This is a genomic window from Microbacterium sp. CPCC 204701, assembly GCF_004010105.1.
Lineage (GTDB): Bacteria > Actinomycetota > Actinomycetes > Actinomycetales > Microbacteriaceae > Microbacterium.
Window position 1 is genome coordinate 13,247 of record NZ_RRYE01000004.1, and the last position, 19,735, is coordinate 32,981.

14 protein-coding genes are annotated in these 19,735 nt (G+C 62.9%); 3 read left to right on the plus strand and 11 right to left on the minus strand.

What is annotated here, in order from left to right:
• Positions 1-622: 622 nt before the first annotated feature.
• The 5 genes from EIO58_RS01010 to queC are packed head-to-tail and all read right to left on the minus strand — an operon-like array spanning position 623 to position 3,741.
• Positions 623-1,213: a VUT family protein gene (locus tag EIO58_RS01010; RefSeq protein WP_127817838.1), complete on the minus strand. Its 591-nt coding sequence runs from the start codon at positions 1,211-1,213 to the stop codon at positions 623-625.
• Positions 1,210-2,034 (minus strand): GTP cyclohydrolase I FolE2, encoded by an 825-nt coding sequence (locus EIO58_RS01015; RefSeq protein WP_205789060.1) that lies wholly within the window; start codon positions 2,032-2,034, stop codon positions 1,210-1,212. Before EIO58_RS01015 ends, EIO58_RS01010 begins: the two co-directional genes overlap by 4 nt.
• Entirely contained in the window at positions 2,031-2,414 is a 384-nt protein-coding gene (gene queD / locus EIO58_RS01020) for a 6-carboxytetrahydropterin synthase QueD (protein ID WP_127817839.1), read from the minus strand. Before queD ends, EIO58_RS01015 begins: the two co-directional genes overlap by 4 nt.
• The gene (queE, locus tag EIO58_RS01025) at positions 2,411-3,046 is read right to left on the minus strand and encodes a 7-carboxy-7-deazaguanine synthase (RefSeq protein ID WP_127817840.1); all 636 of its coding nucleotides are present in this window, start codon (positions 3,044-3,046) and stop codon (positions 2,411-2,413) included. The genes queD and queE overlap by 4 nt, the downstream gene beginning before the upstream one ends.
• Entirely contained in the window at positions 3,046-3,741 is a 696-nt protein-coding gene (queC, locus tag EIO58_RS01030) for a 7-cyano-7-deazaguanine synthase QueC (RefSeq protein WP_127817841.1), read from the minus strand. Before queC ends, queE begins: the two co-directional genes overlap by 1 nt.
• 978 nt (positions 3,742-4,719) lie before the next feature.
• On the opposite strand from queC, the gene dbpB (EIO58_RS01035) reads away from it, so the two are divergent.
• Genes dbpB (EIO58_RS01035) through dbpB (EIO58_RS01045) form a run of 3 tightly spaced genes read left to right on the plus strand, consistent with a single transcriptional unit; the run spans position 4,720 to position 8,208 of the window.
• Positions 4,720-5,850, plus strand: a complete 1,131-nt coding sequence (gene dbpB, locus EIO58_RS01035; RefSeq protein ID WP_127817842.1) for a DGQHR domain-containing protein DpdB — start codon at positions 4,720-4,722, stop codon at positions 5,848-5,850.
• Entirely contained in the window at positions 5,847-7,085 is a 1,239-nt protein-coding gene (gene dpdA / locus EIO58_RS01040) for a tRNA-guanine transglycosylase DpdA (RefSeq protein ID WP_127817843.1), read from the plus strand. The genes dbpB (EIO58_RS01035) and dpdA overlap by 4 nt, the downstream gene beginning before the upstream one ends.
• A complete protein-coding gene (gene dbpB / locus EIO58_RS01045; RefSeq protein WP_127817844.1) occupies positions 7,078-8,208 on the plus strand; it encodes a DGQHR domain-containing protein DpdB in 1,131 nt (376 codons plus the stop codon). The genes dpdA and dbpB (EIO58_RS01045) overlap by 8 nt, the downstream gene beginning before the upstream one ends.
• 16 nt (positions 8,209-8,224) lie before the next feature.
• Here the strand turns inward: dbpB (EIO58_RS01045) and dpdD are convergent, their stop codons facing one another.
• Genes dpdD through EIO58_RS01075 form a run of 6 tightly spaced genes read right to left on the minus strand, consistent with a single transcriptional unit; the run spans position 8,225 to position 19,735 of the window.
• A complete protein-coding gene (gene dpdD / locus EIO58_RS01050; RefSeq protein ID WP_127817845.1) occupies positions 8,225-10,351 on the minus strand; it encodes a protein DpdD in 2,127 nt (708 codons plus the stop codon).
• Positions 10,330-10,851, minus strand: a complete 522-nt coding sequence (gene dpdK / locus EIO58_RS01055) for a phospholipase D-like domain-containing protein DpdK (RefSeq protein WP_127817846.1) — start codon at positions 10,849-10,851, stop codon at positions 10,330-10,332. Before dpdK ends, dpdD begins: the two co-directional genes overlap by 22 nt.
• Positions 10,848-15,230 (minus strand): protein DpdJ, encoded by a 4,383-nt coding sequence (dpdJ, locus tag EIO58_RS01060; RefSeq protein WP_127817847.1) that lies wholly within the window; start codon positions 15,228-15,230, stop codon positions 10,848-10,850. Before dpdJ ends, dpdK begins: the two co-directional genes overlap by 4 nt.
• A complete protein-coding gene (locus tag EIO58_RS01065; protein ID WP_127817848.1) occupies positions 15,227-15,895 on the minus strand; it encodes a hypothetical protein in 669 nt (222 codons plus the stop codon). The genes dpdJ and EIO58_RS01065 overlap by 4 nt, the downstream gene beginning before the upstream one ends.
• Positions 15,888-18,887: a protein DpdH gene (gene dpdH / locus EIO58_RS01070; RefSeq protein ID WP_205789063.1), complete on the minus strand. Its 3,000-nt coding sequence runs from the start codon at positions 18,885-18,887 to the stop codon at positions 15,888-15,890. The genes EIO58_RS01065 and dpdH overlap by 8 nt, the downstream gene beginning before the upstream one ends.
• Complete coding sequence (locus EIO58_RS01075; RefSeq protein WP_127817849.1) at positions 18,884-19,735, minus strand: hypothetical protein; 852 nt, start codon at positions 19,733-19,735, stop codon at positions 18,884-18,886. Before EIO58_RS01075 ends, dpdH begins: the two co-directional genes overlap by 4 nt.

Below are 19,735 nucleotides of genomic sequence, written 5' to 3' on the forward strand. Positions count from 1 at the left end.
GCGGAACAACATACCAGAGTGTTCCACATTCGTGGAACACTCTGGTTGTTGGATGGAGTGCACAGACGGTGGCGCACCAGTTCCCGGGCGGTTCCAGGACTTCGATCCGCACCCGGAGGACCGGACCGTGTGATGCTGCGGGCGCTGGAACTGCAGATCGCTGTGCTGCGCCGTGCTCGAAGCCGAGCACGCCGTCGTCGGCGCCGTGAAGTGCGCCGCATGGCCCCGCACTGGCCCCGAGACCGCGTCGGCGAGGTGCTCCGCACCAGCGGCTAACCCGCCCGGCAGGGGTCCGCCGGCCTGGCGTCCCAACTCCGATCGCAGCGCGATTAACCCCCAATGCAAGGAGCGAGGCAAGGAGCGGCCTGGCGACTTTGGGCGCTGGGATGCTCGCTTACTGAGGAGTGGATTCTCGTGCCAGCCCGCTTCCGCCCACTTGCGCAGCGCGGTTGTCGAACCTGAGGTGCGCCGCTGCTTAGCACCAAGCGCCCTCGCGGCGTCGTCACTGTCCGAACCGGGTTCCGTCAGCGCACTGCGCCCAGACCGCTCGTGGGCTCACGTGTTGATCTTGAAGCAGCCGGCCAGTGAAGCAGTCGAGCACTGACGGGCCCACCAAGGGGGTCTACTCGACGGCGCTGCCTATGGGAAGGCTGTCGCGAAGCAGGTGCCGCTCTCGGCGGACGCGAAGGAGTGCTCGTACGGCAACGTAGATCCCGAGCGGCACGATCGTCGCCCAGAGGATCTTGCCGACCATCTGGCCAACGATGCTCTCGAACATGAGCGGGAACCCAGCGATCCAAAGGAAGAGCACCGTGTCGACCGGCGCCGACACACAGTTCGAGATCAGAGCGGCGCGAACGAAGCCCCGAGGCCGGATCCACAGGAACACCAGCATGTCAGCGAGCTCGGCGACGAGGAAAGCCACCGCGGACGCCATCGCGAGCGCAGGGGTCGCGAGGAACCACGACAGGATGACCCCCACCGCGATGCCGAGCAGCACGCCCCTAACGCCGAGGTAGGTATGCACGAAGTCCCGCGATAGTAGCGCGAAGCCAGCAGCGTACGTTCCGGCGGTAACCACAAGGCCAAAACCGACCGGAACGAGGCCGAAGTGGGCCGACAGGATGTTCGCCGCCACAATCGCCCCGATGTAGACGAAGAGCGCAATAGCGCCCTTGATCAGGTTTCGACGGTCAGGGGCTTCGGGACTCATGAGGTTTCCTGCTTGCTGGTGTTAGGCGCCCACGACAGAGAGGCAATCGCGTCGTGGCTGTGGATGCTCTCGAAGTTGCGGACATGGATCGAGTGCCTGAGCCCGCGAGCACGGCATGTCGATGAGAGTTCTCGGACCATGTCCTCGACAAACGCGGGATGGTCGTATGCCTCCATCGTGATCCATCTCTCATCGGGTCGCTTGATCACCGGATAGATGGGGCAGGAGCCAACCTGGCGCGCGAGCGAGAACATCTCGCTGAGAGTCAGCGGGTAGAGGTCATTCTGACCACCGGTGATCGATAGCGTCACCGCGCTCCGCTGATTGTGGGCGCCGTAGTCGCTGATCGCCTTGCTGCAAGGGCACAAGCTCGTCACGTGGGTCGTTAGCGTCGTGGTCATTGCGGCCGACTCGGCCGATCCCTCGACGGAGAAGTTTACGTCGGCCGCCTGCCAGGCCAGCACGTCAGACACAGGTGCGCGAACCTCGAACGAGACGGGCAGATCGAACGAGATGCGTGCGCTCGCAGCGCCGAGCCGGTTGGCCGCACCAGCCACCAGCGCAGCCGCTCCCCTGGGGTCGAACTCACGCAACTCCGCGGCAATGGTTTCGACCATTCGGCTCATGTGGGTACCGCGGCGATCCGAGTCGAGTGTCACCACGAACTCGGCCGAACCCACGCCGGCAGCATCCACCTCGCCGTCCGTGATCCGGATCGGGGTACGAACGCCGGTCACCCCCACCGAGTCGAGGGCGATGCCGCGAGGGTCCTGCTGGTTCTGGATGTCGGGCAGAGCCTGCGTCATCTCCGGCAGCATCATTCGCCTCCGTTCGATTGGCCACGATAGGTGCACCGCGAGCGCGGCGTCTCGCTCACAACGATCGTGTGAAGGAGTGGAAGTTCGCCACTGAGTCGCTCCCACAACCAACGAGCCAGGTGCTCGCTTGTCGGGTTCTCGAGACCGTCGATCTCGTTGAGGAGGCGATGATCGAGTTGCTTGCCGATGGGAGCGAATGCCGCCGACAGATCGCCGAAGTCCTGGACGAAGCCCGTGTCCTCGTCGACGGCACCGCGTACCTGCACCTCGACCGTGTAGGAGTGCCCGTGCATGCGACCACACTTGTGTCCCTCGGGGACATTTGGCAGGTAGTGCGCAGACTCGAAAGAGAACTGTCGCGCCAACTCGGCGTAGAAGGTCATGCGATTCCTAGGTACTTGTGTGTCTGCAGGCTGAGTTGCCACGTCGGGTGGTTTAGGCAGTAGTCGACGGCGAGTGCGGTGTTCGCCGCGGCATCGGGGCCGTCCATCGGTTGAACACGAAACGTGCCGAACTCCAGGTGTTCGAAACTCGCGGGGTCAACACCCTTCTGCGGATAGACGAACTTGAGCTCATCACCCTGCTTCACAACCAGTTCCGAGCCGATCTTTGGGCTCACACAGAGCCAGTCGATTCCTGCTGGCGGTACCCGGGTGCCGTTGGTCTCGACCGCGACGTAGAAGCCGCGGCGGTGGAGTGCTTCAATGGCGGGCTCGTCGAGTTGCAGCAGTGGCTCGCCGCCCGTACAGACGACCATTCGATTCGACGTCCACCCGGACGGCCACGCGGCCTCAACTGCGTCGGCGAGGTCTTCTGGTGTGGCGAAGTTGCCGCCACCCGGGCCGTCAGTCCCGACGAAGTCCGTGTCGCAGAACTGACAGATGGCACGCGGACGATCTCGCTCGCGCCCGGTCCAGAGGTTGCAAAGGCTGAACCTGCAAAAGACAGCGGGGCGCCCGGCGTGTGTTCCCTCTCCCTGAAGGGTGTAGAAGATTTCCTTGACCTTGTAGGACATTAGGCCGCTTGGTAGGCGACCGGGTCGCTCGCCCCAGCCTCCTGGAATCCTCGAATGCGCAGCAGGCAGGAATCGCAGTGCCCGCATGATCGGCCGGATTCGTCGGGGTCGTAGCAGGACAACGTCAGTGAGTAATCGACGCCGAGTTCGGTGCCCGCCCGGACGATGTCTGCCTTCGTCATGGAGATCAGCGGGGCGTGGATCTTCAGACGCGCGCCCTCAACGCCGGCGCGAGTGGCGAGGTTCGCCATGGTCTCATACGCCTCGATGTACTCCGGCCGACAGTCGGGGTAGCCGGAGTAGTCAAGTGCGTTGACCCCGATAAAGATGTCAGCTGCACCCACAACCTCGGCGAATGCGAGGGCGAAGGAAAGGAAGATCGTGTTTCGTGCCGGCACGTACGTGACCGGAATCTCCTCTGCGGCGAGTTCCTCGGCGCTGTCATGCTTGGGCACGTCGGTCTCGGAGGTGAGCGCCGACCCTCCAAACGTCCTCAAGTCGATGTCGCAGACGACGTGTTGCGCAATGCCCTGTGCTTGCGCGACGCGCTTTGCCGCTTCGAGCTCCACGACGTGGCGCTGACCGTACCGGAAGCTCAGGGCGTACGGTTCGTAGCCCTGGCTCTTTGCGATGGCGAGAACCGTCGTGGAGTCGAGGCCACCGCTGAGGAGAACAACTGCCTTGCGCTGGGACATGTGAGCCTCCGCCCTTTCTGAGGATTGCACGCACCGCAATGATAGACGGAAACTGCGGGGTGCAGTAGCATCGAAACACACGCAGTTAGGTGGTGTCACGTTGTCGCAGAAACTCACGATCGTCGTGACCTGCACCGACCGCAAGTCCCTCGCTGTGCCTGAACTGAGGATGCGGCGCTCGCTACCCGACTCACCCTCCGCGGTGTCTACCTGGACTAAACGCATCGAGTCTGCTGAGCCTGTAGTTCCGCTGCGGATGCTGTACCAGGGCGATGCATGGTCGCAACTCCCTCGACTAGAGGCAGCGTCGCGCATGGCCGGGTTCGAGCCCACCACCTACGTCGCATCCGCTGGACTCGGCCTGCGCAGGGTTTCAGCTGTTGGACCAGCCTACGGGGCAACGTTCACACCAAACCAACCCGACTCGATCCCAGGTCCTGTAGAGCAGCAGAGGGCGTGGTGGGACGGGTTGAACGAGTGGAATGGATCCCGGGGCGAGATCCCCGAAGGAACTCCCACGCTCTTTGTCCTCTCTCAGCGCTATGCAGATGTGCTCGCTCCGTTAGTAGCCAAGGCGGCTGTCGCGAACTCCGTGCTCGTCGTTGGCGGGTCGAGCGCCATCGCCCCTTCGCTGAGGCTCCCGGCCGACGCGAAGCTCCGATCCGCACTTGGCGGCACGCTTGGTGCGCTGAATATGCGTACCGCCGTCGCCTGGATGGAGCGACTGACGGGCCCCGTCATTGACTCGCCTCGAAATCGGGCGGCGTGGAGCACGTGGGCGGAGGGCGCTAGACGAGATGAACAGTACCGGCGCACGCCGCTCGGTGACGATGAGGTCCTTGAAGCGGTCCGGCTTATCAGAACTCAACAACCGACCATCAGTCGGACTCGCGCGCTCCGCATCCTTCGGGACAACGGCTTCGCGTGCGAGCAAAAGCGCTTCGCGCAACTCTTCGAAAGCGCCCATGGAGGAGCATCGTGACTCAGGAGTGGATTGAGCGACGCGCGCTGCGGGTCCTTCAGGGCGAGATCCCGCTTTACCTCTTCACGCTCGCCGCTGAGGAAGTTGATCAGGTCGCCGATGTGGCGCGCATCTCGCGTGACAAGGCCGGCAAACTCATCGGCTACCAACGACCCGAGAAGCGAAAGCACGTCAACCAGATTCAGGAGTATCTCGATGGGGATGATGTGCTCTTCCCCAACGGTTTGATCCTCGCGCTCCCACCAGAGGTGCGATTCAAGTCGAGTCGCGGGCCCGGCGTGAACGACGGGCTTGCCGTCGCAGGCACACTCGAGATACCCATCGTCAACGGGGAAGGTGGCCCCCGACCTGCATGGATTGTTGACGGTCAGCAGCGAAGCCTCGCGCTCGCGCGCACTCGCAATCGCCGCCTGCCTGTACCCGTCGCCGGGTTCGTCACCGAAGATCTCGAGATTCAGCGCGAGCAGTTCCTCCGCGTGAACACCGTGCAGCCGCTCCCCGTTGGGTTGGTGACGGAGCTTCTGCCGGAGATTGCACGCGTCCCGTCGGCGCGTCTTTCCACCAGACAACTGCCGTCCGCACTCGTGGACATGCTCAATATGGACCCCGAATCACCCTTCTTCGGCTTGATCCGCCGTGCGTCGACGGCGACCGAGGACCGGCCCAACGCCGTGGTGACGGACACAGGGCTTGTTGAGGCGCTGCGTGAGTCGGTCGAGTCTCCGTCTGGCGTGCTGTTCCCCTACCGGAACATCGCGGCCGGCACCACCGACACTGAAGGCATCCGGCGTACCCTTCTCGTCTACTGGACGGCAGTTAGGGAGACATTCCCTTCGGCATGGGGCAAGAGCCCGTCAGAGTCCCGCCTCATGGGGGGCGTCGGCATTCGGGCAATGGGGCGCTTGATGGAGCGCGTCATGGCACACGTCGATGTGAACTCGGAGGATGCCGCGGCGCAGACTCGGCTCGAGATTGGACGAATAGCGCCCCAATGCCACTGGACGAGTGGCACGTGGACGGACCTCGGGCTCCCCTGGGACGAACTCCAGAACACCCCCCGACACATCAGCGCACTCTCGAACTTCCTCGCTCGCGCATATCTCGCGGAAAGGTCGGCCGCGCGATGAAGTTCTTCTTCCCCGACAGCCAAGATCTCGTCAGCCCGACATACGACTTTGAGCACGATGAGTACCTTCCGACCCGTGTGAGGCAGCGCGACGACCGCTATGCGCACGAGGTCCTCGACTCCCCGCCCTATCACGGCATCCTTGTCAGCAAGGCAATCGTCGATGGAAGCGTCTCAGGGTCCGGCAAGTACACCTCGTCGCAGAGGGCGCGGCTCTACCGAATGGGTGTCCGGCGGTTCTTCCGTCTTCCCGCCGGGATCGAGACGCTCGGCGACAACGGAGCCTTCAATTACGTCGCTGAGGAGGTTCCCCCGGTAACCGTGGACGAGACCCTCGACTTCTACGAGGAGTGTGGTTTCGACGCCGGAGTGAGCGTCGACCACATCATTTTCGGCTATGAGAGTGCGGCGGGTTTGGACGACGTCGACCCCGCCTGGAGCAACCGGCGTGAACTCACACTGCAGTTGGCTTCCGACTTCCTCCGGCGCGTGGAAGAACGCGGCTCCCAGATTCAGCCTGTCGGCGCCGCGCAGGGTTGGAGTCCTGTGAGCTATGCCGACAGCGTGGCCCGTCTGCAGGAGATGGGTTACACGCGTATCGCGCTCGGAGGCATGGTCCCACTCAGAACGAAAGACGTTCTTGAGTGCCTTCAAGAGATCGACAGAGTACGCAACCCGTCAACGGAACTGCACCTGCTTGGATTGACGCGTGTCGACGCGATGGACGAGTTCGCGAAACTCGGCGTGACGAGTTTCGACAGCACCTCACCCTTCCGACAAGCGTTCATGGACGATCGGAACAACTTCCATACACCGAACGGTGCGCACGTCGCTCTCCGCGTGCCGCAGGTGGATGGCAACCCGACTCTCCGCCGTGCAATCCTCGCGGGAACCGTCTCACAGCAAGACGCGATCGCGGCTGAGCGAAGCACACTGAAGGCGCTTCGCGCCCTGGACGGATCACGCATCGCGATCGACCGCGCTCTCGACGCCCTCGGTCATTATGAGACTGTCGTGGGAGGCTCAAAGAAGAGCTACCTACCCGCGTATGAGCAGACGCTGGTGGCTGCTCCCTGGGAAGACTGTCGTTGCCGACTGTGCCGCACGCACGGGGTCGAGATCGCGATCTTCCGCGGGACCGAACGCAACAAACGTCGCGGCTTCCACAACCTGACCGTCCTCGCCGCAAAGGTGGCGGCCCTCACCGACCGGAGTTCGTCCCCTTCCCATGCCTAAGCAGACCATCGTTCTCCCCGCGATCCGGATCCGACAGGGAAACCAGTTCATCTTCGCCTTCGGCATTGATGGAAAGCGCGTGCACGAGTTCGCCGCCGTCAGTCGCGTGCACCGTACCGATCAGACGCTAGCCGGATACCAGCGACCCGAGGTTCTTTCCCACATCCGCGCAATTCGGCGATACCTCGAGACGGATGCTGCGATCCTCCCCAACGCGATCGTTCTGGCGTTCGACGATCGCGTCGAATTCAGGCCACTGGATGCCGGCGCGTCGGAGGCCGCGTACTCGACGGTTGGCCACTTGATCATTCCGGTCGATACCGGTCTTGCCGATGACGAAAAGCCCGCTTGGCTCGTCGATGGACAGCAGCGAAGCGCCGCGATTCGTGACGCTGACGTCGACGAGTTCCCCGTGGCAGCCGTCGGTTTTATCGCCAAGGACGAGGCCGAACAGCGGTCGCAGTTCATCCTGGTGAACAACACCAAGCCACTTCCGAAGGGCCTGATCCACGAACTCCTGCCGGCGACGTCGGCTGAACTCCCCGCGGCGTACGCACGTCGCCGTCTACCGGCATCCGTGCTAAACATCCTGAACTTTGGGGTAGGCGGCGGCGAAGGCCCCTTCACCGGTCGGATCAGCACCCCAACGATGGCCACCGGCTACATTCGCGACAACAGCGTTCTCAAGATGATCGAGAACAGCCTCTACGAGGGTGCGCTCTACCAGTACCGCAACCCCGAGGACGGCACGGGCGACATTCCGTCGATCCTGATGCACCTGAATCACTTCTGGGGAGCGGTGGAGCGGGTCTTCCCACTCGAGTGGCGCCTTCCCCCGACGAAGTCGCGCCTCACCCACGGCGCTGGAATCCAGTCTCTGGGCTATGTCATGGATTCGTTGACCGAGGGCGTACCAGCGGCGGAACTCCCAGGCCTTGGCATCGAAGAGATCCTGGTGGATCTGCGAGAGCACTGCGCCTGGACCGACGGCACGTGGAACTTCGGCCCCGACCAGGTTCGCCGATGGAACGGCATCCAGAACACCCCGAACGACGTGCGCCTGTTGACGAGCCACCTCTTGCGCGTTGTGCGGACGTCAGGATCGCTTGCTGCTCAGCGATAGGCACAGTCCCGAAGTCCTAGCTCGTGAGTTCGCTGATGCCAGCAGCGACCGTTCGCATCATCGACGCCGATCCGGCGCCGTCGGGGTACCTCACCAGGGCCGGTCCCGCGTTGTCCGCAATGCAACCCGTCGCCGCATGGGCCGCACGCCGTGTCGCGACCACGATGAGATCTGAGTTTCTCGCGTGCTGCTTCAGCATCGGGCTCCCGTCCTTCTCCGATGAGGTACGAACCGTCGCTGCCGGCCACCGCTGCGCGATCGCCTTCTCAACCCGCGCGAGAGTTCCCTCGTCCAGGCTGTAGAGCAGGATCCGAACAGCGATCGATGAATCGAGTTCGACTGCGGCGCTGTCGGGCGGGACCGGAACTGACCAGTCGAAGTCGAGTCCGACATCCGCTGTCACGAGCGCAGCGAGGTCACGGAGCGTGCCGTCGAGTCGACGCTTCTGCTGGTTCAGCGGCGAAATCAAAGTCGCGACGAAGTCGGCTCGCGCGCTGGGATCAACGGCCGGTCCCAGCGCCACGGTGTCGGCGAGGTCGAGTGCGCGCGAAGCAGTCGCGATTGCGACCCACCGCTCGGATGACGCGCGGACGTCCCCCAGGACTTCTCGATACCTCTCTGCGCTCGGTGCACCGCGAAGGAAGACCTCTAGCAACGCACAGATCGCTGCAAGGTCGGCTGGCGCGTATCGCTCGGAGATTAGATACCGGCGAAGCAACGCTTCGGCGCTTCGAGGAGCCGGCCGCTCGAAGTCGTCCGCGTCGAGAAAACACGCGATGCCAAGGAGGAGATCATCGGTGGCCATCAAGTCGACATCGTCGATTGCGTCGGCAAACGCTCCGTCGATAGTCGCCACGGGCGGCCAAGATGCGGCTTGATCTTGGCTGATGGCGACCGGTGCGCCAGGTCCGATCGCACGCGCCCAGTCGATCCAGGAATTGAGCGCCGGGTGTGTCTCTACCTCGACTTCAACGTCAACCTCAATCGCGGACTCGTCGTCGGCATCCGTGGCGACGCCGTCAGGCTCCGCGACACCCGCCCCGACCGCCGAGTCAGCGACTTCTTCGGCCCCTTTAGGCGGATGCGCAACCGTGGCCTCCTGTATCACGGCCACTGGCGATTCCGTCTGATCCAGATGGTTGTCCTGCTTTGCGCTCGCCAGAGGAATCGAACCGAGGATCTGCTGCAGCCGTCGTTGGACAGAATCATCGACGAACTCGTTCGACGCGAACGCGGTGATCAGGTCTGCGTCTCCACGTGCGAGGGCAACCAACCCGCCGGACGTGACCGCATCCTGATCGTGGGATCTTGCGAGTCTCGAGTCGACGAGCATAGCCACGTCAGGGTTCGCCTCACGAATCCGTTCGATGGCGTCGTCGATCCGATCCTCCGCGATCGGTGGGCCAACGTTCACTCGGGCCCAGGCCCCGAGGATGCCTTCTCGGACGAGCCGAGGTGGCTCGGCGTACACGAGGGTTGGCAAAGAGCCATGCGCGAGGAGTTCGACATCCCTCCCCAGCCGCGCCAGCCGACGGATCTGAAGGAATGCGACGTTCTCGTGCGAGATCCCTCCTAACGTCTCGATCTCCTGAAGGAGACGGGCGGAAGTCTCGGCGGCACCGACTGCCAACGCAAGGTCGAACTCTCGAAGCATCCGACCGATTGGCCGCGGAGGGGTCGGGTTTCGCAGAGGGATCTCATCGAGTGTTCGAACAAGGCGCCCAAGTGCCCTGTATGTCGGGCTAGCTGTCGCTGGATCCGGGCGCAGGACAAAAGTCGTGCCGTCCCCCACCAACTCGAGCACGGCTGCATCGACGGGATCCTCTGGGTTCAATCGGGCGACCCGACCATCAAAGGGCGTCCAATTCGTCGCGGTTGCGGCCTCGAGCAAGGGCCTGATCCGGCCAGCGTGAGCGGTATCCCAGCAGATCACGTAGTAGCACGCGGCTCGCCAGGAGGCCTCTCTGCGGGGCAAGACAAGCGGGCATTCACCGCGCTTGGTCAGCGCGGCTAAGAATGGCTGGAGGGCAGCCGCGACTGCCGCATTTGGATCTTGCCCCGGCCACGTGGTGTTCGGATCGGCGAAGAACCGGGCGGTGAACTCGTCGCCGCCAATCGGACTCACGCTGATCCGCCGATCCATCGAGTCCGAAGCTCGAGCCGTTGCTTCGCCGCCTCGGCCAATCCCACCTCGAACTCAAGACTCTCTTCATTTCGCTGAACGCCGTTCCAGGTGAAATTCATAGATCCTTTCAGCACCCAGGACCAGCCGACCATCATCTTCTCGTGCAGTTCAGCGCTGGAATAGACATGGAGCGCATCGCTCACGCTGACCCGCGAGAGCCGATCGACGAAGAGTTGGTTGTGATCTTCCTGCCGAAGCGCAACGTGCAACTGCGTCCCGCGCCTCGTGAGCGCCCCGAGCGCCTCACTAAGGGTCATCTGCGACCGTGGCTCGGCCCCCATCACGGCATCGAATTGGCGATCCGCATTGTTCAGCACCGGAATGTCTGTGACCCACCCGGAGACCAGCCAGAGCTCTTCACTCGGCCAGCACAACTCGGAAACGATAGCCGCCGTAAGTACATCGCTAATTGCCAGGCCGTTGCGCGGCCGCGTCCGCACCATTCTCCGTCCGCTCACTGCAACTCCTCCGCGAGCGACATCTCCGCGAGCACGATGCCGTGTTTCTGACGCAGCGCGGTGACCCGCGCGTACGTCCTCAGTCCGTTTCGCTCCACCGGGGTCACGACCGCGGTCCGGACCCCCGTCGCGAGATGCGTTCGGGAGGCGTAGGGCGAACTCAAGATGACACGACCCTGTTCCTCCATCGCCCGCGAGTAGTCGTCGATCCAGTTTGGTCTCGTCACGTCGACGGTGAGCACATCTTGGGTCGTGAGTTTCTCAAGAACTCGTCGCTCGACGGTGACGTCGGATCGGTACGGATGCCAGTGCTCGAGGCGCTGGCTGCGCGCATGCGGGCCCCGCAGCCACAGAAGCGAGAATGCTGAGTCCGCGCTCATCGCTCCGAGATCCACGCCGAGTTGGCGTTGCGAGGCGTGGTAGGCAATCGTTCTCGCGTCGATCTCAATTCCGAGCCTGGACTCCTCGCGAATCCACGCTTGGATGAGTCCGGTTACGATCTGGTCGATCCCCGGCGAGGACCCCGGTCGCAGCATCCGCGCCGCAAGCGTGGACACGAGAAGGTGAGACGGGGGTCCCTCAGACTCTGTCCACGACTCGAGCAAGTCGTGGAGCGCAGCATCCATCGCATCGATTCCGCTCGCTGCTCGGAATTCAAGGACTCCACGCGCGATGGCGCTACCAGGGGTTACCAGGGCCGCGACGATCGTTTGCATCGCTTCGTCGACGTCCTCGGCCTCGGTCGAACCGGTTGCGCGGGTGACCGTATCCCAGAACTGACGGGGATCCTGTGCGTAGTCGCGATGCAACTTCTCCATTAGCCCGAGGCCGCCGATCGAGGTTTCGGACACGAAGATCTGGAACTCTCGCGTTGTCGGCGAGAACTCCACGTCGACCGCAAGATCGCCATCTTGAGCGTCCGACAGGGCTTCGGTGGTCGCGGTGAGGATGGCGTTCGCGACGGTATCCAGGAACACACGATCAAGGAGTTCTGCGGTTGCGGTCAGCGCATCATCGACGACCAGCAGGCTCGCATGCTCCTCGACGACTGACTGAACGAGCGGAGTCGCAGCCAACGCCGTCAAGGCATCGAGCGTCCTTGATTGACCAAGCTGACCAGCATCATCGGCTCGGTACGCAACTGCGAGGAACCGCTGTAGGTCAGTCGCCCACCGCCCACGGGTGAGCCCGGTGGGAATCGAACGGACGTCATTCGTCGCGAGGCCGGCTTGCACGAACGCGTGGAGGTACGCCTCCGTGAGCCACTGCCTCTGGAACGAGTTGGCTACATCGTCGAGGCGCGGGTCTTCCAATACGAGTCGGCGGAACAGCAACGTGCGTCCTGCAGGCGACTCCGGGAAGTCTCCGAGATAGCTGCGGCGATCAACTGGAAGCGACCCGGTAACCACCATCGCGTCGACGTCCAACTCAAACCCGAGGGCAGCAGGGCGACCTTGATGCTCATACCGCACATGCACCGGAATTCTCGAGCCATCACGATTTGTCAGTTCGCCGTCCGAACCGATAGCCATTCGGCGAACCTTGAGCGGGCCTCCCCCGACATGGAGCGCAAAGGCGCAGCGGGTGATGAGACTCGACCACACCGAGGGTACGGGCAAGTCTGCGGGGTAGAGACTGTCCTGTGAGAACTCGAACGCCGAGCGCCACAGCGGTTGGGCGTTCGAAGTGTCGGATACTGTGTTGGGTGGAGCCACGAGTTTCAGCGCCAGTGGACGAACGACTGTGTACGTGTCGCCACTGGATGTCGACCACTCACCCAGAGCGTGGCCTTTTGACACGACGTCAGTAAGTGGGAGGTCGTTTCCGGCGGCAGGGACGGGCAGCCAGGTGCTCAAGGTGGCGTGCGCGTACCCATACCGGCGACTCACCCGCCCGGGAACAGCTTCCCGCAGAGCCTGACTGATCGGCATCGACGGCTGATCGTCTGCGAAGTTGGGCGGTAGGTCGAATGTGACATCGGGGGTGTTCAGTGCACCGAATAGCGTGTCCGTCATGAACTCTGGAAGCGGTGTCCACGGCAGTGCGCCGGCGTCACTTTGCCCCGGTAGTGGCCTCCAGTTGGACTCGAGGCGACGAAGCGCAGTGGGGATGACCGAGAGCATCAGTGAGCGGGGCTCTTCCCACAGCGCGGCATCTACCTCATCGGTTGGGAGTCGCAGAGCGCGCGAAAGATGTTCGCCAAGCTCCTCCCGCGTCGCTACGTCCTCTACGACAGCCGCAAGGAGTGAGCGAACGTCATCCGTCTTGAACCACGGCGAGTCCTTAGGCGGCGTCAGCACTTGCCGCGCGTCGGCGCCGGTCTTGCGCGATAACCAGTCGACAAGGGCATGGGTCGCCTGCATCTTGATGACAAAGCGATTGTTTATCGGCAGCGATCGTGCGTCGATTTCGGGGTCGAGGAGTTTTTCGTACGTCTGATACGCGATCCGGTCGCGACCGTAATCCGACAACACGACGACGGTCATCGGACGCATTGCGAGTCGCCGCCCTGCTCGACCGCGCCGCTGGAGAAAGGAGGCGAGATCCCGAGGGGCTTTGTGCTGGATGATTGCCCCCACTCGGGGATCGTTGAATCCAACTTCCAGGGAGGACGTCGCGACCACCACGTCGGCACCGGCATCGACCCCCGTGTCCTGCGAGGTCGTCCGCGCCACGTTGAGGGCGCGGTCCATACGGTGCAACTGTGCGGGGAGGTCCCACGACTGACCGTCGATGTAGCGAGGACCCGCTTGCGGCGCGCCGGGTGACCGAAGACCCGCTAGCACCGCGCCTCGTGCTCTGCCTCGCGGCGCGTGTCCCTCCGCGTCGCGGAGGTTGTCATACAGACGGTTGATCGAATCGAGATCGTCTGTGAAGGCGAATGTCACGGAACCATAGGTGCCTGGCGTGGTGTCCAGTGTTCTGGCAACAAGCATCGCGGTCTGGATCGAGGTCGACAACAGGGCTGCGCCGGAGACGGGATCACCGCGGAGGACAATCCCATATTCACGACTGATGGCGTTGAGTTCTTCGGGTGCCGGCGCAATGACTTCGACGTCACTGCGATCAGCCCCCGTGAGATGAGCAAAGAAGTCACCGGCATCGCGGAGAGTTGCCGAGAGGCCGACAACGACCGGACTGTCGGTGCCCCACTGGCGGTTGGCATGCCTCCACCGGCGAAGCATCAGCGCGACCTGAGCGCCATGCACATCCGAATAGGTGTGTGCTTCGTCGAGCAAGACCATCCGGGTGCCTGTCGGACCACGCCACCCCAGCACCTTTCCCAACGCACCGCTCGTGGCTTGCTTGCTCAGCATCTCCGTGGAACTGAACAGGATATCGGGCGGGGTCTGACGAATGGACTCGCGCGTCATCGCTAGCGCGCCTCGCGGCGTCTCAGCCGCACATGTGTCGCACTTCAGTTGTTCGATTCCTGCGCGACGGTCGGAGTCGAGCCACACCATCTTTCCGAGGCAACCGTCGGTGAGGCATGGAAAGTACGGCGCCGCCCACCCGACCGCGAGTCTCGTCCACCCCACTCGTCCACGAACTTCTAGATCATGGGTGGTCGGAGTGCTCCCGTACAGCAACCCAATACGCAGATGCCTGGTTCCGGGTCCGTTGAGACCCCCGATACGACGGGCCAACAGGAGAGTTTCGCGAGCCTGATCGCGGAGGAGTTCGTTGCGCGGATACAGGGCGAGTGTGTGAGGCCCGGATCGCTTCACATCGGTGGTAGCCGCGATGTCTATGATCGCTGGGATGTAGAAGGCGAGTGTCTTTCCGGAACCGGTGCCGGCTGTCACGATGCGCGCAGTCAGACGAGGGGCGTCGAGACCCTCCAGGATCGCTTTCGTCGCGTCCACCTGGAACTTGGCGAGGCGTCCGTCCCCGATGACTCGATTGAGAACATCGGCGCTGCCGGGCGCCCAGGCCGGCACGGTGGTGAGTGACGCGACAACCTCACTCGCCCCGATTTCTCGCCGCGGATACCGCCGTGGCGCGACACGCAATCGATAATCGGCCACGAGCGGACTGGAGTTTCTCCACCACCCAGGAACGGCGGTGTCGGTCGGCCACAACTGTCGTAGTGTCCGAAGCAGTCGCAGTGTCTCTGCGAGACGGGTCCGGAACTTCGGCACCGTGTCTGGGATGCGGTGGAGCAGGCCCGTGTCGAGCAGATGCTGCAAGTAGTCATCAGACGAATGAAGAGAGGCGTCAGGCGAAGCCGCATCGATATCGAGTTGTGCATCGATTGCGTCCTCGACGTCGCGCTCGCTCAGGAACCCGTCAACAATGCCCCACGAGAGGAGTGGGAGCTCGCGGTCCTCAAGTCGGCTGAGGATGTCAGGGACGCTACGCCACGGATCAACGCTCATGACAGCGAGAGGTACAACTGGTCGCGTAGCGTCTCGTCCGCCCGCAGCAACTCGAGTTCTTCGTCGGTGATGTCGGAAAGGCGGATTCTGCCCTGAACGAAGCGATTCAGCACAGCGTTTGCTCCCGCGCTTTCGATCTCCGCGAGGTCGTCCCTCACACGACGCCAAAGAGCCTGGAACTCATCGATGGCCGCAAGACTTGGAGGCTTACCAGCGCTCTTCTGCAGGGTCAGCACGCGAGCCTCGGTGTTACGGCGATCAAACCCGAGCATGGGGATCAGAGTCGTGGCCAGGTTTGAGATCTGGCCGTCTGCCCAGGAGGCCCAAGCCTGAGTATCTGCTGCTGCTAGTTCGCTGTTGACGCGTTCGAGTCGGATGACACGCGCATTGATGTGCCGCCAAGTCGGACGACCAGTGCGATTGATCTGGTCACGAAGGTCACGCGGAGCCGAGCCTAGGTCTGGCAGGTTGTGGACGGGTGCGCCGATCTCCCCCAGACGACGATGGATCTCGAGAGCCGCGCCGAGCTTCGTGAGTTCCACGCTCAATTTGTCGATCTGAGCCTGAAGGCGACGCTGTTCTTGCGAATCGGTTTCCGATTCCCGCTTCGCCCTAGCGATGGCCGCCAATCGTCGTGCGTCGTCGGCGAGCGTTGTTTCACTCACTGGCATCGCCTCCCGTGATCTCGAACCAATCTGCCAGGACGGACTTGAGCCTCTCGTCCACATCCTCAACTGCCCCGCCGCTGATCTCAGCCTGCCTCAAGCCGGCCGCGACCCACCGCGCGCTGTAGTCGAGATAGTCCGCAATAGCCTGAAGATCGGCTCCCGCGGTCCCACCCGCAATCATCGCCAGGTCTGTGCCCGCACAGGATGCCGCTGCGGCAAGCAGTTTCTCAATCTGGGCAATCGACTTCGCGTCCAGCTCTCGCGCCGCGCTGTTTCGAGCAGCCAGATCCGCCAGGTCGGCGACCGGAACTAGGCCTTCCGTTTGTCCATCACGAACTGCGGACTCGATGGCATCGATCGTGTCGGTGAAGGATCCGTGCGGCAGATGGACACGCACGCGATCGAGGAGGGACTGCCAGTGGGATACTTGACGGCCCCCGAGCGCGACTAGTGTCTTGAGTTTCCGCTCGGAATCGCGACACCAGTCGGGAACTTCGTATTCGGAATCGCCAAGCGCCAGTTTTCGAGCCTTGCGGGTAATGGCGGCGAATCGAGCGAAGTCGATCGCGTGAACCGCCCCCGTCGAGCCCTGTGCCGTCCCAATGCCACCGAGGAGGCGCTCGATGACTGCGGATCTCGATGCGACGTACGCCTGGTAGGCATTGGCCCACTCCGCCGAGCGAGAACCGGCATCGGTTCGGCGGGCCGTGTCTCGCCAGAGAGACGCGGCAACGAAGTCAAGATCTGACTTCGGTTGAACCACTCCGCAGGACAGGGCCCCGCGGATGAGCGACGCGGTCGCGCCAACAAGGTCGGTTTCTGACACTCGGAGTTCGGCAATTATCCGTGCTTTGGCGGCATGCACCGCGGGCGCGACAAGGCCATCCAAGCGTGGAAGGGCGTCGCCAGCCCGCTCGGGAAAGCCCTCCGTCAGCATCACGAGTCCTTTGAACGTAACGGCCATTCGCGCGGAACGCTCTAGACGGATAAGCGGCGCCGAGCCAAGCGCCAAGTTCTCGTTCGCGCCCTCGATCGACACGCTTCGCGCACCAACCGGCACCGCCTTCGTGACCGTGGCGGCGTCCGGTTCTTTGATGACGACGTCGAACCAGTCGATCCGCGCCAAGAGAGCCTCCCGAATCACGGTCCGGAGTTCATTGGCGAGGGCTTGAGTCAGTGGCTTTCCTTCTGACCAGGCATCAATCGAGTCAAGTTTGCTCTGGACAGACCGCGGCATCCCATTGTCCGATCGCTCCCGTCTCGAGGTCAACTCACTCTCACTTGGCAAATCCGACACGGTCGACTCGTAGATCGACGCGGGAACTGGAGGATGCGAGAACGCGCTCAGAATCTCGCCCGAAATCGGTTGAGTGCCGACGCTCCCCCAGAACGTGACGAGCGCTTCGAGTCGCCCCGCCTCCTCGTCCGCGAGCGATCCTTCGATTTGCTCTCGGATGTAGATCGGTAGCCGTGGAAGCCGCATCTCCGCAGCTTCCTCCGAGAGGAAGTTTGAGGGCGGGAACTCGCCATTCCGAATAATCGAGGCGTTATCGGTAAGTACATTCCGAACTGCGCGGGACAACACCTTGCGGGGGTTGAAGTAGGCGTGGTCGAGCCCGGGATCTTTCTCCGCGCAAGCCCTGATCGCACGGAGCACAGCTGCCTTGTTGTACGGATAGAGCCCGAAGTTTTGCCGCGATGCTCCGAACGTGTCGTGACACGAGGTCTGGAACTGACACGAGAAACACGCGTTCGGAACGTTCGGCGACTCACTCTCGAGTTTCGCCTTGCCAACGCGCGCCGCGTTCAGATAGCGACCCACAAAGTCGACGAGGTCGTCCTCGCTCTCGCTGCTTCCATCCAACTCAACGTCGACCGCATAGATCGGCGAAGTCGCTTCTGAGCGCCGACGGAAAGTCTCTGGCAGCGACTCGCGGTAGTAGCCAGGGGTGACGGCCATGAGAGTGCGGACTGTCGCGTAGCGCTCGACGCCTTGAACGACGCCGACCTCGATCATCGCGTCAAGCAGATCGCGTCGCACACCCTGGATCAGAGCGACGTCCTCAACGAGAAGGATGATCTCGTCGCCGACCAGTTTCTCGCGGATCTTCTTGAAGGCTTGCCCGATGTCACCTACCGCGAGACTCGCGGCCTTCATCACTGCGATGTCGAGGTTCTCGTTGATCAGACGCGCAGCCTCCGCTTGCATTGCCGGTTGCGCGATCAGTCGGCGGAAGAGTTTCTGGGTCGCGGCAGCAGCCTCCTGAACGTTCGCATAGTCGCCGATGTCCGTGGGCAGTTCGGCCGCCGTGAACTCCAACGGAATGTCACCCTCATCCGCGTCCCTCCCACGGAGCGCGTGCTCTGCGCGTCGGCGGATGAATGAACCGTCTCTCAATAGATGCTGTTCGAAGAGGGGATCGGTGAAGAACAGCCGAAGCCCGTTCTCCCCAACAAGGGCCTTTCCGTAGGCACTGTCTGCCTCAGCGGTTCGGAGCGCCTCTGCGAGTTCCGCGAGCAACTTGTGCTCCATCTCGTCGACGCTCATCCCGCTCCCGAGAGTCGACACCTTCCGCCGGAGCTCTTCGAACTCCGGATCCCGTTGGTTGACGAGCAATGCCTCGACGACGTCCTTGAGGCTCGTCTCGGTCTTCTGGAGGTAGACAACATGTCGTCGCGGCGTGCGCGGTATGGTCGCGTTGACCCAACGCACGAGGTGAGATTTTCCTGCGCCAGATTCACCGATAACCGTTGCCACAAGCACACCGTTGTTCGGCGCTGCGCCGAGAAATTCGTCAAGTACCTGCTGCTCACTGACGAGCTCGGACGCTTGGTGTCCTCCATGACCCCCTCGCCTTGTGATTCGCAGCGGTGCGTGGGTTGCCAGAAGGACCTCGTCAGACGGTACAGCGGCTTCGGTGGGGATGGTAGAGATGACATCTTCCGGCGTCCAGCAGACGAAATTGACCTGTGCACTCATTCTCGTCATCCCTTGACTGTCACTGTCGAGACGTAGCGGCTACGACCGAAATCCTGCGCATCCGGTAGGGCCATGACGCCGGATGGATCAGATTGATAGGCCATGGTCAGCACGCCCCTTTGTTCGGCGCTCGACAGTGCCAGACCGAGCACCCTCAGACTGGACTCATCATCTGCTGCCATACCGTCATACGTCGCGCTTGGATGGCCGGGCAGCACGGGCAGCTCGGCCCGCAGAAAGCTCAGCAACTCTCCGATGGGGAGCTGCTCCCCGCGTGGGAGCGGGTCGCCAAACGGAGCACGGATAGCATCGATGACTGCCTCCGTCGGGTCGGGAACAATCTTCGCCCGCTGACTCGCGTTCTTTGACAGCGCTGCCAACGCCGGCCGACTGAAGCCCAGTGCCTGACTCCACAGCCGAAACCCGTTCCACCGGGTGTCGTTGACGAACGGATTTCCAGTCGCCTCCGTCTGAACCGTGTCGTAGTCGAGTGGAAGCATCGGGGCCTGCCGCATCAGCCACACGAGTCCGGCACGCAGGTCCGGTGCACCAACATAGTCAGGGCCTTCATCCGACGGGGCGACAACGGCACGGCGACGAAGGAGACGCACGAACTGCGAAGCACCGTCAATGGACTCTGCCGACAGAGCCCCGCTCTCGTCTTGCTGTACCAAGCGGAAGTCACGCAATCCAGACAGGGCTCGCTTGCCGTGCTGCGTTTGCGATGCGAGCCCCTCGGGCACGACCATCGCAATGACCTCGTCCGGGCCTAGCCCGGGCGAGGTCATGATCACCTGGTAGGTCAGCCACATGGTTTGTGGCAGGCAGAGCGCAGGGCTCGGGTTCAGGACATCCAC

Excerpts from the sequence above, each read along its gene's own strand:
- EIO58_RS01010 (WP_127817838.1), bottom strand. The coding sequence starts at position 1,213 with ATGAGTCCCGAAGCCCCTGACCGTCGAAACCTGATCAAGGGCGCTATT.
- EIO58_RS01015 (WP_205789060.1), bottom strand. The coding sequence starts at position 2,034 with ATGATGCTGCCGGAGATGACGCAGGCTCTGCCCGACATCCAGAACCAG.
- queD (WP_127817839.1), bottom strand. The coding sequence starts at position 2,414 with ATGACCTTCTACGCCGAGTTGGCGCGACAGTTCTCTTTCGAGTCTGCG.
- queE (WP_127817840.1), bottom strand. The coding sequence starts at position 3,046 with ATGTCCTACAAGGTCAAGGAAATCTTCTACACCCTTCAGGGAGAGGGA.
- queC (WP_127817841.1), bottom strand. The coding sequence starts at position 3,741 with ATGTCCCAGCGCAAGGCAGTTGTTCTCCTCAGCGGTGGCCTCGACTCC.
- dpdA (WP_127817843.1), top strand. The coding sequence starts at position 5,847 with ATGAAGTTCTTCTTCCCCGACAGCCAAGATCTCGTCAGCCCGACATAC.
- dbpB (WP_127817844.1), top strand. The coding sequence starts at position 7,078 with ATGCCTAAGCAGACCATCGTTCTCCCCGCGATCCGGATCCGACAGGGA.
- dpdD (WP_127817845.1), bottom strand. The coding sequence starts at position 10,351 with ATGGATCGGCGGATCAGCGTGAGTCCGATTGGCGGCGACGAGTTCACC.
- dpdJ (WP_127817847.1), bottom strand. The coding sequence starts at position 15,230 with ATGAGCGTTGATCCGTGGCGTAGCGTCCCTGACATCCTCAGCCGACTT.
- dpdH (WP_205789063.1), bottom strand. The coding sequence starts at position 18,887 with ATGACGAGAATGAGTGCACAGGTCAATTTCGTCTGCTGGACGCCGGAA.